Source organism: Caballeronia calidae (assembly GCF_900044055.2).
Taxonomy (GTDB): Bacteria; Pseudomonadota; Gammaproteobacteria; order Burkholderiales; family Burkholderiaceae; genus Caballeronia; species Caballeronia calidae.
On sequence record NZ_FCOX02000017.1, the window covers coordinates 58596 to 73243 of the forward strand.

General features: G+C 63.5%; 14 protein-coding genes. 6 read left to right on the plus strand and 8 right to left on the minus strand.

Annotated elements, in window-relative coordinates; all coding sequences use genetic code 11:
* Positions 1-15 precede the first annotated feature (15 nt).
* Genes ilvA through queF form a run of 3 tightly spaced genes read left to right on the plus strand, consistent with a single transcriptional unit; the run spans position 16 to position 3280 of the window.
* Positions 16-1539: a threonine ammonia-lyase, biosynthetic gene (gene ilvA / locus AWB78_RS17385; RefSeq protein WP_062606368.1), complete on the plus strand. Its 1524-nt coding sequence runs from the start codon at positions 16-18 to the stop codon at positions 1537-1539.
* Between the two features lie 8 nt (positions 1540-1547).
* Positions 1548-2459 (plus strand): 5'-nucleotidase, encoded by a 912-nt coding sequence (locus AWB78_RS17390; RefSeq protein WP_062606370.1) that lies wholly within the window; start codon positions 1548-1550, stop codon positions 2457-2459.
* The gene (queF, locus tag AWB78_RS17395; RefSeq protein WP_062606372.1) at positions 2456-3280 is read left to right on the plus strand and encodes an NADPH-dependent 7-cyano-7-deazaguanine reductase QueF; all 825 of its coding nucleotides are present in this window, start codon (positions 2456-2458) and stop codon (positions 3278-3280) included. Before AWB78_RS17390 ends, queF begins: the two co-directional genes overlap by 4 nt.
* Positions 3281-3325: 45 nt before the next feature.
* On the opposite strand, the gene AWB78_RS17400 is transcribed toward queF, so the two are convergent.
* From AWB78_RS17400 to AWB78_RS17410, 3 genes are read right to left on the minus strand one after another with little or no spacing between them, the layout of a single operon-like run.
* Positions 3326-3712, minus strand: a complete 387-nt coding sequence (locus AWB78_RS17400) for a RidA family protein (protein WP_062606374.1) — start codon at positions 3710-3712, stop codon at positions 3326-3328.
* A 32-nt stretch (positions 3713-3744) separates the two neighbouring features.
* Positions 3745-5223, minus strand: a complete 1479-nt coding sequence (locus tag AWB78_RS17405; protein WP_062606376.1) for an N-acyl-D-amino-acid deacylase family protein — start codon at positions 5221-5223, stop codon at positions 3745-3747.
* Positions 5224-5225: 2 nt separating this feature from the next.
* A complete protein-coding gene (locus AWB78_RS17410; RefSeq protein WP_062606377.1) occupies positions 5226-6113 on the minus strand; it encodes a MurR/RpiR family transcriptional regulator in 888 nt (295 codons plus the stop codon).
* A 146-nt stretch (positions 6114-6259) separates the two neighbouring features.
* Between AWB78_RS17410 and AWB78_RS17415 the strand changes: the two genes are divergently transcribed.
* Positions 6260-7534, plus strand: coding sequence for an amino acid deaminase (locus AWB78_RS17415; protein WP_062606379.1), 1275 nt, complete (start codon positions 6260-6262; stop codon positions 7532-7534).
* On the opposite strand, the gene AWB78_RS17420 is transcribed toward AWB78_RS17415, so the two are convergent.
* Both AWB78_RS17420 and AWB78_RS17425 read right to left on the minus strand, forming a co-directional pair.
* Positions 7531-8001 (minus strand): MarR family winged helix-turn-helix transcriptional regulator, encoded by a 471-nt coding sequence (locus AWB78_RS17420; protein ID WP_062606567.1) that lies wholly within the window; start codon positions 7999-8001, stop codon positions 7531-7533. The genes AWB78_RS17415 and AWB78_RS17420 overlap by 4 nt on opposite strands.
* A 17-nt stretch (positions 8002-8018) precedes the next feature.
* Complete coding sequence (locus AWB78_RS17425; protein WP_062606381.1) at positions 8019-9614, minus strand: MFS transporter; 1596 nt, start codon at positions 9612-9614, stop codon at positions 8019-8021.
* A gap of 106 nt (positions 9615-9720) precedes the next feature.
* On the opposite strand from AWB78_RS17425, the gene AWB78_RS17430 reads away from it, so the two are divergent.
* On the plus strand, positions 9721-10569 hold the full coding sequence (locus tag AWB78_RS17430; protein ID WP_062606382.1) for an EcsC family protein: 849 nt from the start codon (positions 9721-9723) through the stop codon (positions 10567-10569).
* Here AWB78_RS17430 and AWB78_RS17435 read toward each other — a convergent pair.
* The 3 genes from AWB78_RS17435 to AWB78_RS17445 form a co-directional block, all read right to left on the minus strand.
* Positions 10539-11465, minus strand: coding sequence for an alpha/beta hydrolase (locus AWB78_RS17435; protein ID WP_062606384.1), 927 nt, complete (start codon positions 11463-11465; stop codon positions 10539-10541). The genes AWB78_RS17430 and AWB78_RS17435 overlap by 31 nt on opposite strands.
* 25 nt (positions 11466-11490) lie before the next feature.
* Entirely contained in the window at positions 11491-11904 is a 414-nt protein-coding gene (locus AWB78_RS17440; RefSeq protein WP_374729476.1) for a CHRD domain-containing protein, read from the minus strand.
* 211 nt (positions 11905-12115) lie between these two features.
* Positions 12116-13264, minus strand: a complete 1149-nt coding sequence (locus AWB78_RS17445) for a porin (RefSeq protein ID WP_062606387.1) — start codon at positions 13262-13264, stop codon at positions 12116-12118.
* 442 nt (positions 13265-13706) lie between these two features.
* Here AWB78_RS17445 and AWB78_RS17450 point away from each other — a divergent pair, with 442 nt between their 5' ends.
* Positions 13707-14642: a LysR family transcriptional regulator gene (locus AWB78_RS17450; protein WP_062606389.1), complete on the plus strand. Its 936-nt coding sequence runs from the start codon at positions 13707-13709 to the stop codon at positions 14640-14642.
* The last annotated feature ends 6 nt before the right edge of the window (positions 14643-14648 follow it).

Consider the following 14648-nt stretch of genomic DNA (forward strand, 5'->3'; position numbering starts at 1 on the left):
GTGACGATTCCTCGCATGACACATCCCGACTACCTGAAAAAAGTGCTGACCGCGCGTGTGTATGACGTTGCGCGCGAAAGCGAACTCGAACCCGCCCGCAACCTGTCGGCGCGCCTGCGCAACTCCGTGTTCCTCAAGCGCGAGGACAACCAGCCGGTTTTCTCGTTCAAGATTCGGGGCGCCTACAACAAGATGGCGAACCTGCCCGCCGACGTGCTCGCGCGCGGCGTGATCACGGCGTCGGCGGGCAATCACGCGCAGGGCGTGGCGCTGTCGGCGGCGCGGCTCGGCTGCCGCGCGGTCATCGCCGTGCCCACGACCACGCCGCAAGTGAAGATCGACGCAATCCGCGCGCACGGCGGCCCGACGGTCGAAGTGGTGCTCGCGGGCGAGTCGTACAGCGACGCCTACGCGCGCGCCGTGCAGCTTCAGGAAGAGCGCGGCCTGACCTTCGTCCATCCGTTCGATGACCCCGACGTGATCGCGGGCCAGGGCACCGTCGCGATGGAAATCCTGCGCCAGCATCAGGGTCCGATTCACGCGATCTTCTGCCCGATCGGCGGCGGCGGGCTCGCGGCGGGCGTCGCGGCGTACATCAAGGCGGTGCGGCCGGAGATCAAGGTGATCGGTGTGCAGACCGAGGATTCCTGCGCAATGGCGCAATCGATCAAGGCAGGCGAGCGCGTCACGTTGAGCGAAGTCGGCCTGTTCTCGGACGGCACGGCGGTGAAGCTCGTCGGCGAGGAAACGTTCCGGCTGTGCAACGAACTGCTGGATGAAGTCGTCACCGTCGATACCGACGCGCTCTGCGCCGCGATCAAGGACGTGTTTCAGGACACGCGCTCGGTGCTCGAACCCGCCGGTTCACTCGCCGTCGCGGGCGCGAAGCTGTATGCCGAGCGCGAGGGCATCGAAGGCAAGACGCTGATCGCGGTGACATCGGGCGCGAACATGAACTTCGACCGCATGCGTTTCGTCGCGGAGCGCGCGGAAGTCGGCGAGGCGCGCGAGGCCGTGTTCGCCGTGACGATCCCTGAAGAGCGCGGCAGCTTCAGGCGCTTCTGCGAGCTCGTCGGCACACGCAGCGTGACCGAGTTCAACTATCGCATCGCGGATGAAAAGGCCGCGCATATCTTCGTCGGCGTGCAGATCAAGTCGCGCAAGGAAACGGCGCAGATGATGTCGGCGTTCATCGAGCATGGTTTCGCGACCGTCGATCTCTCGCACGATGAACTCTCGAAGCAGCACATCCGCTATATGGTCGGCGGCCATTCGCCGCTCGCGCGCGACGAGCGTCTGTTGCGCTTCGAGTTCCCGGAGCGCCCGGGCGCGCTGATGAAGTTCCTCTCGTCGATGGCGCCGGACTGGAACATCAGCCTGTTCCATTATCGGAATCAGGGCGCGGATTACAGCTCGATTCTCGTCGGCATTCAGGTGCCGCAGTCGGACAACGCGGAGTTCGAGCGCTTCCTCGCGACGCTCGGCTATCCGTGGTGGGACGAAGGCGCGAATCCGGTCTACAAGCTGTTCCTCGCCTGAGTGGTCTAATGCCGAAGTTCACGCTCGAAGACAAGCTCGTCGTCGCGATTTCGTCGCGCGCGCTGTTCGACTTCGAGGAAGAGAACCGCGTCTTCGAGACCGGCGATCTCGCGCAATACGAAGCGCTGCAACGCTCGCGGCTGGAAACGCCCGCGAAACCGGGCGTGGCGTTCGGCCTGATCCGCAAGCTGCTCGCGCTCAATGCGCAGGAACAGCGCGTGGAAGTGGTGATTCTGTCGCGCAGCGATCCGATCAGCGGTTTGCGCGCGTTTCATTCGTGCCGCGAACACGGTCTTGCGATCGAGCGCGGCGTGTTCACGCGCGGGCGTTCGCCGTTTGCGTATCTGAAGCCGTTGCGCGCGTCGCTGTTTTTATCGGCGAATCCGGACGATGTCCGCGATGCCCTCGCCGCCGGTTTTCCCGCCGCGCGCGTGCTGCCCGAAACGTTGGGCGCGGCGAGCCGGTACGCGGACGAAATCCGCATCGCGTTCGACGGCGACGCCGTGCTCTTCTCCGATGAAGCCGAACGCATCTTTCAGAGCGACGGTCTGACGGCTTTCGTCGATCATGAAACCGGCAAGCGCGGCTCGCCGCTTCCGGGCGGCCCGTTGAAACCGCTGCTCGCCGCGTTGAACAAGCTGCAGCGCATCGCGGACGATCACGACGATCAACCGATGCACATCCGCACCGCGCTCGTCACCGCGCGCTCCGCTCCCGCGCACGAGCGCGCGATCCGGACGCTGATGGCGTGGGACATCGATATCGACGAAGCGATGTTTCTCGGCGGACTCGACAAGGGCGAATTCCTGCGCGAATTCGAGCCCGACTTTTTCTTCGACGATCAAATTCGCCACTGTGAATCGGCTCGCGGCATCAGTCCGGCCGGGCACGTTCTCAGCGGCATTGCGAACGCATCATGACACCCGATCAATCTCCGCTCGGCAAGCCCGTCCACTACACCGAACAGTACGATGCATCGCTGCTGTTCCCGATCGACCGCAAGCGCGCACGCGACGCGATAGCCGTGCCCGCGCGGCTGCCGTTCTTCGGCACCGATATCTGGAACGCTTACGAGCTTTCGTGGCTGAACCGGCGCGGCAAGCCGCAGATCGCGGTCGCGACGTTCTTCGTGCCGGCGGATTCGCCGAATATCGTGGAGTCGAAGTCGTTCAAGCTGTATCTCGGCTCGTTCGCGCAGACGCAGTTCGATTCGATCGACGATGTGCGCGCCGCGATCAAGCGCGATGTGTCGGCGGTGTGTGGCGCGACGGTTTCCGTTCAATTGGCCGCGCCCGCGGATTTCCAGAAGCTTCAGATGGAAGAGTTCGACGGGCTTTCTCTGGACCGCCTCGATCTCGATTGCGAAGTGTTCTCGCCCGATCCTTCGCTATTGAAGGCGACGCACGACGAAGCGCCTGTCGATGAGACGCTGTTCTCGAATCTGTTGAAATCGAATTGCCCGGTGACGGGCCAGCCGGACTGGGGCAGCGTGCAGATTCGCTATTACGGCGGACAGATCGATCACGCGGGATTGCTGCGGTATATCGTGTCGTTCCGCGAGCATACGGGCTTTCATGAGCAATGCGTCGAGCGCATTTTCATGGACATCATGCGTGAGTGCAAACCGGAGCGGCTCGCGGTGTATGCCCGCTATACGCGGCGCGGCGGGCTGGATATCAACCCGTTCAGAACGAACTTCAATTTGCCGATGCCGGATAACGCGAGGTTGGCGCGGCAGTAAATGACGATGCGGCTTCGCTTCGGGCAAGCGAAGCCGCAGGCATCATCACGCGGAAGGCTTCTTATAAGCCACGCAATCCACCTCGACCTTACAGTCGATCACCATCGACGACACCACGCACGCGCGCGCCGGCGGATTCGCGCCGAAGTACTCCTTGAACACCTTGTTGAACGATGCGAAATCGCGCGGATCATCCAGCCACACGCCGCAGCGCACGACGTGTTCCGTGCCGTAACCCGCTTCCTTCAGAATCGCGATCACGTTCTGAATCGTCTTGTGCGATTGCTCGACGATGCCGCCGTTGATCACTTCGCCGTCTTCCATCGGCGTCTGGCCGGATACGAACAGCCAGCCATCCGCCTCGACCGCGCGTGCGAACGGCATATGCGCGCCGCCTTGTCCCTTGCCACCTTCCACGCCATAACGCTTCATCTTTCCCACTCCTTTTTCAATCGCAATAAGTTTTAAAACGCGCCCTGCGCATCGAGTTTCGATGCGGACCCGCGCGCCACGAAACGTCCCGCGCGCGCGCCGGTCACGGCCTGCTCGCGATACGTCAGCACGCCATTCACCCACACCGCGTCGATGCCGTCCGCCGCCTGCTGCGGCTGCGCGAAGGTCGCGGCATCGCGGACGCGTTCGGGATCGAATACGACGAGATCCGCGTGGAAGCCCACCTTCACCTCGCCGCGCTCGCTCAGACTGAAGCGGCGCGCGGTCAGACTCGTCATCTTGCGCACGGCTTCTTCGAGCGTCAGCACGCCTTCATCGCGCGCATAGTGGCCGAGCACGCGCGGAAACGCGCCCCACAAACGCGGATGCGGCAGCGGATCGTTCGGCAAGCCATCGGAGCCGACCATCGTCGCGGGATGCGACAGGATGCGCCGCACATCGTCTTCCGACATGTTGTGATACACCGCGCCCGCCGGTTGCAAACGCTTCGCCGCTTCCTGTTGCGTCACGCTCCATTCATCGGCGACTTCGCGGATCAGCTTGCCCGCCATTTCCGGATGCGGCGTCGACCACGTAATGGTGATGTCGATATCGCCCGTCACCTGCTTCAGATCCAGCGTCGATGAACTGCGGTTGTACGGATAGCAATCGCAACCGATCGGCTGACCTTCGCGCGTGGTTTCGATCGACTTCAGCACTTCCACGCTGCGTCCCCAGTTCGACGGCCCCGCGCATTTCAGATGCGAAATCACCACCGGCACGCGCGCATGTCGCCCAACGCGGTACGCCTCTTCCATCGCGTCGAGAATGGCGTCGAACTCGGTGCGCATGTGCGTCGTGTAAAGCGCGCCGGCCTTGGCGAGCGGCTCGGCGAGCGCCTGCACTTCTTCCGGCGGCGCGTTGAACGCCGATCCATACGCCAATCCGCTCGATAAACCCAGCGCGCCGTTGTCCAGCGCCTCTTCGAGTTGCGCGCGCATGCCCGCGACTTCATCGTCCGATGCAGCGCGATCCAGCCGGTCCATATGATTGTTGCGCAGCGCCGTATGCCCGATCAGCGCGCCGACATTCACCGACGGGCGCGCGGCGTTGACGGCATCGACGTAGGCCGCGAAGGTCGGATATTTGAACGCGGCGGCGTCGCCGAGCAGGTTCATCGGGTCGGGCGGATCGCCTTTGAGCGTGACCGGCGACGCGCTGATTCCGCAATTGCCGACGATCACCGTCGTCACGCCCTGCGTGATCTTCGGCATCATCTGCGGCGAGCGGATGACGTGCGTATCGTCGTGCGTGTGGACGTCGATGAAACCGGGCGCGAGCACTTTCCCTTGCGCGTCGAACACGTTATCGGCGGTCCAGTCCGCGAGGCCGCCGGGCGCAACGATCGCTGCGATGCGACCGTCGCGCACCGCGACATCGCGCTCGGCCGCAGGCGCGCCCGTGCCATCGATCACGCGCGCGCCGATGATCAGCGTGTCGGCTTTTTCCATGTTCAGTCTCCCAGGGGTTGACGCTCGCCGCCGCCGCGATGCGAATCGAGCGCGTGCTTCATGCGGCGCAACAGTTCGCGGCTGTGATCGGCCTGCTTCACGGCCAGTTCGGTGACGAGCAAATCGAGCGCCATCATCATCGCGTAGCGCGACGACGACGGTTTGTAGATAAAGTCCGTTTCGATCGCGATGACCGGAATCAGCCAGTCCGCGAGCGCGCCGAGCGGCGACGCCGGCGCGGTCAGCGCGATGACACGCGCACCGTATTGCCTCGCGATCCGGCAGCTCTCGACGATTTCCGGCGTCTGGCCCGTCACCGACAGCGCGACGACGATCTGCTCCTTCGACAACGTCGACGCGACCATGCGCTGCAACAGCCCGTCCTGATACGACGCCACCGGCCGGCCGAGCCGCACGAGGCGAAAGCGCATTTCGTCGGCGAGCGCGGTCGAGCCGCCGCCCATGCCGAACACATAGATCATCGACGCCGCGGCGAGCGCATCGGCGGCCTCGGCGATCGGCGCGGCGGCGAGGGCGCCCTGATTCTGCGCGAGCGTCGTCTGCACTTCGTCGAAGATGCGCGCGGCAAGCGAATCGGGCACTGAATCCGGCTCGCGCTGGAGAAAACGCTGCCCGACCGCGGCCGCCTGCGCAAGCCGCAGCTTCAGTTCGCGCACGTCCTCGCAACCGACCGCTTTCGCGAAACGCGTCACGGTGGCGACGCTCACGTCGGCCTTTTCCGCCAGCGCGCCGATGCTCGCGCGTGACGCGCTCGTCAGGTCGTCGAGAATAAGCGCGGCGACTTTGCGTTCGGCGCTGCGCAATTCCGGCGCGCGCTCCGCGATGCGCGCGACGATGTCGAAGCTGAGCGAGTCGGCGTGGGCGTTCATGGTCGATGTGCGGGTTTACGAGATGCCTGTGTTACTAAATAACATTTCCATCACGGATGCTACTTTGGTTAACATAGCACCGTCAACCTTGAGGCGCATCGGATCGCGCACGAGGTTTATTTAAACGGACGATGGAGTAGCAGCACATGAAAGTTACAAACTATCAGAACGCGACGATCGACCCGTTCGGCAAGGGTCTCGGCATGGTGCCGGGCACGAGCATCCAGTTGAACGACGCGTCGCGCCTGCAATGGAATCTGCTCGAAGAGGACGTGAGCCTGCCCGCCGCCGTGCTCTATTCCGATCGCATCGAACACAATCTGAAGTGGATGCAGGCGTTCGTCGGCGAGTACGGCGTGAAGCTCGCGCCGCACGGCAAGACGACCATGGCGCCGCAACTCTTTCGCCGTCAGCTCGACACCGGCGCGTGGGGCATCACGCTCGCGACCGCGCATCAGGTGCGCGCGGCGTATCGCGGCGGCGTGCATCGCATCCTGATGGCGAATCAGCTCGTCGGCAAACGCAACATGGGCATGATCGCCGAGTTGCTCACCGATCCGAACTTCGAGTTCTTCTGTCTGGTCGATTCGGCCGATGGCGTCGATCAGCTCGGCGAATTTTTCAGCTCGGTTCGCAAGAAGCTGAACGTGCTGATCGAACTGGGCGTGCCGGGCGGACGCACCGGCGTGCGCGACGACGCGCAGCGCGACGCCGTGCTCGCCGCGATCGCCCGCTGGCAGGGCACGATCGAGCTTGCGGGCATCGAACTGTATGAAGGCGTGCTGCAGGACGAAACGAAGGTTCGCGAGTTTTTGCAGAGCGCGGTGGGTATCACGCGCAAGCTGATCGCCGAAGGCAAGATCGCGCGCAAGCCGGCGATTCTCTCCGGCGCGGGTTCGGCGTGGTATGACGTCGTCGCCGACGAATTCGCGAAGGCCAATAGCGATGCGATCGAAGTCGTGCTGCGTCCGGGCTGCTATCTGACGCATGACGTGGGCATCTACAAGAAGGCGCAGAACGAGATTTTCGCGCGCAATCCGATCGCGAAGAAGATGGGCCAGGGCCTGAAGCCGGCGCTGCAATTGTGGGCATACGTGCAGTCGATTCCGGAGCCGGACCGCGCGATCATCGGGCTCGGCAAGCGCGACTCCGCATTCGATGCGGGCATGCCGGAGCCGGCGAAGCATTATCGTCCGGGCAACGAAGCGCCGCGCGATGTGTCGCCGGACGAAGGCTGGGAAATTTTCGGCCTGATGGATCAGCACGCGTATCTGCGCATCAAGCCGGGCGACGACGTGAAGGTCGGCGACATGATCGCGTTCGACATCTCGCACCCGTGCCTCACGTTCGACAAGTGGCGTCAGATTCTCGTCGTCGATCCGAAGTATCGCGTCACCGAAGTGATCGAAACGTTCTTCTAAGCCTTTTCTTCGATGGCGGCCGCTTGTGCGGCATTGGCGGCCGCGACTTCCTGAATGCGCCCCTCGAACATGTGAAGCGCGCTCGACAAGGCCTCGATGGCCTCGTCGGGCAGCGAGGCCATCGTGTCGTGCAGGAACGCATTGCGCCGCGGCAGGCCTTCTTCGGCGATCCCGCGCCCTTGCACCGTCAATGCGACGTTCGATACGCGGTTGTCGCGCGCATCGACGCTGCGCACGATCCAGCCGAGACCTTCCAGCGTCTTCAATTGACGCGTCAGCGCGCCCGGATCGACCTTCAAACGCTCGACGAGCTTCTTCTGCGACAGCACGCCCGCGTGCTCGTGCAGCGCAAGCAGGATGCGCCAGCGTGGCATCGGCTGTCCGACGGCCGTCTCGAACGCCGACATGAACGCGCGATACGTGCGCCCGAACTGCTGCACGACGGCGATACGGTCCTGTTCATTCATGCTTTCGATTCCCGTAATCATTCGGCCATGATGACCGGCTCTTGCGGCCCTTTCAGCCGCACGGGCGGCACGCGGCGCGACTGCCACAACGACACCACCGCGACCACCGCCGCCAGCGCAAGGCCGATATGAATCGCGGCGACGAGCGCCTCGCGCGCCGCTTCGAGCAGTATCGCGCCATCATGGCCCGCGGCCGCCAGTTGCGAGAGCAGCGCCTGCTGCCCTTCACGGTTGATGAGGATTTGCGGATCGGAGAGATCGGCGGACCAATGCATCGCGTGATCCTTTTCGAGCGCGAGATTCACGCCGCTCGCGTAGAGATGGCTCACGAGCGTGCCGGTGAGCGCCGTGCCGATCATCCCGCCGATCATGCGCAGCGATTGCAGCAACGCGGTCGCGATGCCCAGATGTGCGCGCCCCGCCGTCTGCTGCGCGAACACGGTGAGGTTCGGCATGACGAAGCCGAGACCGAGTCCGCCGAGCAGCATGATCACGAGCAGCAGCGCGCGCGGCATGTTGTGCGTGGCGACGACGACGCCCAGGCACGACACCGCGAGCAGCGCGAAGCCCACATACAGCATCAGATTGGCGTTCTTCAACCGCGTCACGATGCGCCCGTTCACGATACTGCCGATCGTGATGAACACGACGAGCGGCGTGATCATCATGCCCGCGTCCTTCGGCGACATGCCGAAGCCGCCCTGGAACAGCAGCGGGGCGTAGAAAAGCAGCGAGAACATCGTGAAGCCGCCGAGAATCGCGAGCGTGAAGAGCGCGGCGAGCGCCTTGTTGCGGAACATGTCGACGGGCAGGATCGCGTAATCGCAGCGCTTTTCCCACTTCCAAAGCGCGAAGCCGGCGGCGATGCTCATCGCGAGCAGCGCGGCGTTTTCGACGCTGACGCCATGCTTCGGCAGCATTTCGACGAACAATTGCAGCGCCCCGAGCGCGACGGCGATCAGCACGGCGCCGGGCCAGTCGAGACGCATCTTGCCTTCGTGCGCGACATGGCGCAGATGCGGCAGAAAGCGCCACACGAAAAAGAGCGAGACGATGCCCACCGGCAAGTTGACGTAGAACACCGAACGCCAGCCGTAGTATTGCGTGAGAAAGCCCCCGAGCGACGGCCCCACCGCATTGGCAATGCCGAACGCTGAACTCATCAGCACTTGCCAGCGCAGGCGCACGACGTTATCCGGAAAGAGATCGGCAATGCACGCGAACGCCGTGCCGACGAGCATCCCGCCGCCGATGCCCTGCAACCCGCGCGCGAGCACGAGGAACATCATGCTGTTGGCGAGCCCGCACAGCACGGACGCGACCGTGAACACGACGATCGACGCGATCACGAACGGCTTGCGCCCGTAGTAATCGCCGAGCCGCCCGAAAATCGGCACGGTGATCACGGAAGTCAGAAGATAGGAAGTGGCGACCCAGGCGTAGAGATCGAAGCCCTTGAGTTCGGCGACGATAGTCGGCAGCGCGGTGCCGACCACGGTTTGGTCGAGCGCGACGAGCATCGTGACGAACGAGACGCCCAGCATCGCCATGAGGGATTCGCGGAACGGCAGAACCTGTCCGCTGGAATGATGCGCGGCTGTGTGAACGGCCATCTTTTGTAAGCGCAATGATTGACTAGTCAACGGAAATGGAATCATAGCACGGTCGCACACTCTAATCTGCGTGGAAACTCCCCCTTTTCCGGACCGAAAACATCGCATGGAACCGACGCCGATCATCACCTCGCCGCTCACACCCGAAGACTTCGCGGCCCTTGCCCGCGCGAAGGAAGCGCTGGAAAGCCCGTCCCTGACGATGAAGCTCGCGAGCGTCGTCGGCGCGCCCATCGAGAAGCTGATGAACCGCATGCCGGCCGCAGCTCAAGAGAAAGTCGACGAGGCGACGCAGCTCGCGCTGAAGAAATGCCTACAAGTCGCGCTGCGCACGCTCGGCAAGAGCGCGCCTTCGGATTCGCTGCTCGCGCCGCCGCCCGACAAGCCGCACAACCTGATGCACAAGCTCGCCGTCGCGACGACCGGCGCGGCGGGCGGCGCGTTCGGTCTCTTCGCGCTCCCGGTGGAATTGCCCGTCACGACGACACTGATGTTCCGCTCGATCTGCGACATCGCACGCAGCGAAGGCGAAGACGTGCATCGCGTGGAGACGCAACTGCAATGCATGATGGTGCTGGGCATGGGCGGCACCAATGCCAGCGACGACAACGCCGATCTCGGCTACTTCATCGTGCGCGGCGCGCTCGCGCAGTCGGTTTCGCGCGCAACCCACGACATCGCCGCGAAAGGACTGGGCAGCCATGGATCGGCGGCGCTGCTCAAGTTCCTGCAGACCATCGCTTCGCGGTTCTCGGTGCAGGTCAGCGAGCAAGTTGCCGCGAAGTCGATTCCCGCGATCGGCGCGGTGCTCGGCGCGATGGTCAACACGGTGTTCATCGATCACTTCCAGCAGATGGCGCACGGCCATTTCACCGTGCGCAGGCTCGAGCGGCGTTATGGCCCGTCGGCGGTCGAGCGCGCGTATCAGACGATCGAGGTGATGGGCGGAAGGTGAGTCCGCGACGCGCCTGTCGACGCCTCGATGAATGCCGCGGCGCGCGTGAGCGCCTTGCGCGCTTCGGGCATGAACGGCGCCCACACCTGGAAGATGTGCGGGACGTTGCGCCAGATATCCAGTTCCACGCGCACGCCCGCCGCGCGCGCTTTCGTCGCCACGCGAGTCGAATCGTCGAGTAGCAGTTCCGTGTCACCGACCTGAATCAGAAGCGGCGGCAAGCCTTCGAACTCGCCGAACAACGGCGACGCGTACGGACTGCGCGCATCGGCTGCGCCGAGGTACTGCGCGGCCACGAGCGGAAACACGGACGCGTGATACATCGGGTCGCGGCCGTCGTTGGTTCGCATCGAGTCGCCGCTGCAGGTGAGATCGGTCCATGGCGAGAACAGGACCGCGGCGGCGGGCAACGGATCGCCGGCGTCGCGCAACGCGAGAAGCGTCGCGAGCGCGAGCCCGCCGCCGGCCGAATCGCCCGCGATGACGATCGATCGCGCGGGAACGTCATCGCCGAGCAGGCGGCGGTATGCGGCGACGCTGTCCTCCAGCGCCGCGGGGAAACGATGTTCGGGTGCAAGGCGATAGTCGAGCGAGATAGCGCGCGCGTTCGCTCGAGTGGCCAGCCCAAACGTGATCGCCCGATGACTGCGCGGCGAGCAGAAGTAATAGCCGCCGCCGTGAAGATAGAGAATGGTCGCACGCGGCGCGGTGTCAGGAATCAGCCATTCGTCGCCGGAATCGCGGACATCGAGTCGCCAGCCCTTCGGCACCCTCGGCGACCAGATCCGGCGAGACGTATAAGCACGCGCCAACTCGACATCGAGTTCCGGCTTCGCGGAGTGCGGACGCACGCGCTTGCGCACGGACCAGCACGCCAGGGCGCTTTGCCAGCTCATCGCCGATCGGTCTCGTCGACCTGGTTCAGTTCGCGGGCATCACCTGACCGCGTATCTCGCCGGTCGGGTTCTCCTGCGTGTGGACGTTGAAATACCACTGGCCCGCCATAAGGTCGGTCACCTGTTGATCGGTAAGCGTCGCTTGTCCTTTCATCGGGCTCGCGAGCGTTTTCTTGTCGACAGGTACTTGCACCTTCGCGTTCTGGCCGACCGGCGCGGGACCGTGGAAATGAGCCATCGTTACCGGGCCGGACAACTCATCGTAGGTGGCGGTCCAACTGAAGACTTTGGTATCGGTGTCGAAGCTTGCTTCGAGTGTGCCGTGGCCCTTGCTCACGCGCGGCGGGACTTCGCTCGAAGGCTGGAGGTTCGCCTTCAGCGCGACGGTATCGGCGTGCGCGGCCCCCGATGCCAGAAGCGTGAGCGTCAGAACAGCCATCCAGCGGACATGTGGTCTGCATGTCGAGATCATCGTTGCTCTCCTGTTTGGCGGACAGATCGTCTCTCGTGGCGACGGCCGCATCGCCATGGTAGAGCATCGGAATGCGGGGTGCATTTCGCTTTGCAGAAATTGAGCGCCAATGCGAAAAGGGCGCCTTGCGGCGCCCTTTTCTAGCTAGCTACGACAGCCTGGTACTGCTCAGGCCGCTTTAGAAGCGGTGACGGATACCCGTCGACAGGAGAACCTGACGGCTGCTCGACGACACGTCGCCCGCGCCGCTGATGCCGGCGACCGGGTACTGACCTGCCGGCAGACCGCTCGCGATCTGCATCACGCCTTCAGCATAGATGTCCGTGCGCTTCGACAGAGCGTAGTCCGTCTGCAGGCCGAACTGGAGGTAGCGGACGCGGGTCGGTTCGAACGTATCGTTGAACTTGGCGTTCGTGAACGTGTAAGCGGCGCCCACCGACAGCGCCGGCGTGACCGCGTAACGGCCGTTGACTTCGTAATTGTTGACGATGTTCGAAGCGGCGTTGAACGTGTTCGAATCCTGACGGGTCTGCGTCCACAGCAGGCCGACCGTTGCCGGGCCCATCGCGTAGCTGCCGCCGGCGCCGAACGTGCGTTGACGAATGTCACCAATGCGGCTACCGATCGTCGCGTACGGATCTGCAGTGATCGCGCCGACGTTGTTGCTGCCGATGCCGTTCGCTTGCATGTAAGCTGCGCCGAACTTCAGGCCGCCGTTCGTGTAGCCCGCGCCGATGCTGTACGCGCGGTTCGCCGCGAAGCTGCCTGCCGCGTTCGAGAAGCCGTACAGGCCGCTGAACGAGAAACCAGCGTAATTGGCGCTCTGGAACTTGACCGAATTGTTTTCGCGGAAGGCATCGCCGTTCAGGTTATCCAGATTGCCCGGAAGCGCGAAGTACGTGCCACCCCAAGTGCCGGTCGCGCTCAGCGGGCCGAGGTAGTCGGTCACGGAATCAGTCTGATGACCGAGGGTCAACGTGCCGTCGTTCGTCGACAGACCAACGAAAGCCTGGCGGCCGAAGCCATTGCCGCCAACCGTCTGACCGTTCGCCAGGTTGAAGCCGTTCTCCAACGTGAAGATCGCCTTCATGCCGCCGCCGAGATCTTCAGCGCCGCGCAGGCCCCAACGGCTCATGTTGAGGTTGCCGCTCGTCACGCCCCACGAACTCGCCTTCTCGCCTTCACCGGTATGGTTCTGCACGTTGTTGACGTACGTCAGACCTGCGTCGACCAAGCCATACAGCGTGACGCTGCTCTGTGCGCTCGCAGCGGTTGCGAACGATGCGGCCAAAGCTGCGATGGCCGTTACGATCAGATTCTTTTTCATGCGTATTCCTTTTAGAGTCATCAGACTCGATGGGTTGCTTCAGGCCGAACGTCTGTCAAGCGCGGACTTGCCTCTTTGCTCGCTTGGCTCAGCACCGATAGTCGGCACGTCGAAGTTTATGGCCCGGTCTTTTTGAGAAACCGAAAAGGCAATCACAAAAACCTTTTCGAATAATTCGAAAAATGGAATTTCAATATGCGTAAACGCTTAGCCCGCTTGGACTTACAGAACACCTTGTTCGCGCTGGCCAACTGCGTCGAAACACCAGAGTTGCGCGCATGCGACAGTGGTCACGTTAAGACATCTGCCTTGGATCAGAACGCTCTTATTCCTGAGCGCCGTCTCGCGTTCTAAGATCGCGCACGCGAAACGGCGCTCCAGCCGCTCGCATCGATTCGTACACACGGAGCGTTCCACGAGCGCTTCTCACATCGCTCTATCCATGAACCAACTCCAGGCGATGCGCGTCTTTCTGAAGGTGGCGGAAACCGGGTCATTCGGCCGTGCCGCCGCCGCGCTCGATCTCTCCAACGCCGTTATCACGCGCTACGTCTCGCTGCTGGAGGCGCATCTCAACACGCGCCTATTGAACCGGACGACCCGCAGCGTCTCGCTGACCGAAGCGGGCCACGCCTATGCCGAAGGCTGCCGCGCGGTCATCGAACAGGTCGAGAGCATCGAGGCATCGGTGGCGAACAGTTCGGTGGATCCGTCGGGCACGCTGAAGCTCGTAGCATCGGCGTCGTTTTCGTTGCTCGGACTCACGCCGATGCTGTGCGCGTTTCGCGCGCGCTATCCGAACGTGAAGCTGCGCCTCACGCTGCTGCATCGTCCGGTCGATCTCGTCGCGGAAGGCTTCGACGTCGGCATCGTCGTGCCGCATCTAGTCAACAGCGGCATGCTGATCAACCGACCTCTGGTCAGGGTCGAGCCGGTGCTCGTCGCATCGCCCGCGTATGTCTCGCGGCGCGGCACGCCGGCCCGACCCGCCTCCCTGACGGTTCATGAATTTCTCGCGCCGTCCGCGGACATACACGGATCGACGTGGTCCTTCATCGGACCTTCGGGCGCGCCGGAAAGTGTGGTCCTCGATCCCGCATACAGCGTGAACAGCTCGCACATGCTGCGACAGGCGGTCCTTTCCGGAATGGGAATCGCGGTGCTGCCGCGGAACTACGTGGCGCAGGACCTCGATTCCGGATCACTCGTGCGCTTGCTGCCGGGCTTTACGCTCAAGGACGCCGACAAGGAAGTGTCGATCGTCTACCCCGGACGCCGACACGTCTCGGCCAAGACGCGCTCCTTCGTGGATTTCGCGCTGGCCTATTTCCGCGAACGCGAATTCGTCGACGCGAACCTCGCAGTATTGCCCGAATAAGCGCGG

Coding starts and splice junctions, on each gene's coding strand:
- ilvA (WP_062606368.1), top strand. CDS start 16: ATGACACATCCCGACTACCTGAAAAAAGTGCTGACCGCGCGTGTGTAT.
- AWB78_RS17390 (WP_062606370.1), top strand. CDS start 1,548: ATGCCGAAGTTCACGCTCGAAGACAAGCTCGTCGTCGCGATTTCGTCG.
- queF (WP_062606372.1), top strand. CDS start 2,456: ATGACACCCGATCAATCTCCGCTCGGCAAGCCCGTCCACTACACCGAA.
- AWB78_RS17400 (WP_062606374.1), bottom strand. CDS start 3,712: ATGAAGCGTTATGGCGTGGAAGGTGGCAAGGGACAAGGCGGCGCGCAT.
- AWB78_RS17405 (WP_062606376.1), bottom strand. CDS start 5,223: ATGGAAAAAGCCGACACGCTGATCATCGGCGCGCGCGTGATCGATGGC.
- AWB78_RS17410 (WP_062606377.1), bottom strand. CDS start 6,113: ATGAACGCCCACGCCGACTCGCTCAGCTTCGACATCGTCGCGCGCATC.
- AWB78_RS17415 (WP_062606379.1), top strand. CDS start 6,260: ATGAAAGTTACAAACTATCAGAACGCGACGATCGACCCGTTCGGCAAG.
- AWB78_RS17420 (WP_062606567.1), bottom strand. CDS start 8,001: ATGAATGAACAGGACCGTATCGCCGTCGTGCAGCAGTTCGGGCGCACG.
- AWB78_RS17425 (WP_062606381.1), bottom strand. CDS start 9,614: ATGGCCGTTCACACAGCCGCGCATCATTCCAGCGGACAGGTTCTGCCG.
- AWB78_RS17430 (WP_062606382.1), top strand. CDS start 9,721: ATGGAACCGACGCCGATCATCACCTCGCCGCTCACACCCGAAGACTTC.
- AWB78_RS17435 (WP_062606384.1), bottom strand. CDS start 11,465: ATGAGCTGGCAAAGCGCCCTGGCGTGCTGGTCCGTGCGCAAGCGCGTG.
- AWB78_RS17440 (WP_374729476.1), bottom strand. CDS start 11,904: ATGGCTGTTCTGACGCTCACGCTTCTGGCATCGGGGGCCGCGCACGCC.
- AWB78_RS17445 (WP_062606387.1), bottom strand. CDS start 13,264: ATGAAAAAGAATCTGATCGTAACGGCCATCGCAGCTTTGGCCGCATCG.
- AWB78_RS17450 (WP_062606389.1), top strand. CDS start 13,707: ATGAACCAACTCCAGGCGATGCGCGTCTTTCTGAAGGTGGCGGAAACC.